Origin of the sequence: Streptomyces sp. NPDC096310 (assembly GCF_044763125.1) — a bacterium.
Classification (GTDB): domain Bacteria; phylum Actinomycetota; class Actinomycetes; order Streptomycetales; family Streptomycetaceae; genus Streptomyces.
The window spans coordinates 1-1225 of the sequence record NZ_JBIWFO010000069.1; the positions used below are offsets into that span (position 1 = coordinate 1).

Annotated in this window: 2 rRNA genes; both read right to left on the bottom strand. The window is 58.6% G+C overall.

The features are described 5' to 3' along the window. A 23S ribosomal RNA gene (locus tag ACIQ7D_RS37515) occupies positions 1-853 on the bottom strand; the annotation flags it as partial. Positions 854-1150: 297 nt separating this feature from the next. Next, positions 1151-1225 (bottom strand): 16S ribosomal RNA (locus ACIQ7D_RS37520); the annotation flags it as partial.

A 1225-nucleotide genomic window follows, 5' to 3' on the forward strand; every position in this document is an offset into this window, starting at 1 on the left:
CAACCCTGGTGGGTTCGGTCCTCCACGAAGTCTTACCTCCGCTTCAACCTGCCCATGGCTAGATCACTCCGCTTCGGGTCTTGAGCGCGCTACTACATCGCCCTGTTCGGACTCGCTTTCGCTACGGCTTCCCCACACGGGTTAACCTCGCAACACACCGCAAACTCGCAGGCTCATTCTTCAAAAGGCACGCAGTCACGACCGTATGTGCAAGCACACACGGCGACGCTCCCACGGCTTGTAGGCACACGGTTTCAGGTACTATTTCACTCCGCTCCCGCGGTACTTTTCACCATTCCCTCACGGTACTATCCGCTATCGGTCACCAGGGAATATTTAGGCTTAGCGGGTGGTCCCGCCAGATTCACACGGGATTTCTCGGGCCCCGTGCTACTTGGGTGGTTCTCAAACGAGCCGTACAGATTTCAGCTACGGGGGTCTTACCCTCTACGCCGGACCTTTCGCATGTCCTTCGCCTACCCATACGGTTTCTGACTCGCCGACCGGCCGGCAGACCGATCAAGAGAACTCCCACAACCCCGCATACGCAACCCCTGCCGGGTATCACACGCATACGGTTTGGCCTCATCCGGTTTCGCTCGCCACTACTCCCGGAATCACGGTTGTTTTCTCTTCCTGAGGGTACTGAGATGTTTCACTTCCCCTCGTTCCCTCCACACTGCCTATGTGTTCAGCAGCGGGTGACAGCCCATGACGACTGCCGGGTTTCCCCATTCGGACACCCCCGGATCAAAGCTCGGTTGACAGCTCCCCGGGGCCTATCGCGGCCTCCCACGTCCTTCATCGGTTCCTGGTACCAAGGCATCCACCGTGCGCCCTTAAAAACTTGGCCACAGATGCTCGCGTCCACTGTGCAGTTCTCAAACAACGACCAGCCACCCACCACCCCACCCACACGGGCGAGTTCACTGGGGCCGGCAACCCGAAGGACGAGCAACGCTCGCACCCTCAGACACCCAACAGCGTGCCCGACCCGACCAATTGATACATCACTTTCCACACCGAAGCAGTACTAGTGATCCCAACGGATCGTGCCGAGTAGTCAACGTTCCACCCATGAGCTGACCACCGTCGAACATTTGCCGACGTAGTGGCTCTGGACCCCCGAGAGGGTCTAGATGCTCCTTAGAAAGGAGGTGATCCAGCCGCACCTTCCGGTACGGCTACCTTGTTACGACTTCGTCCCAATCGCCAGTCCCACCTT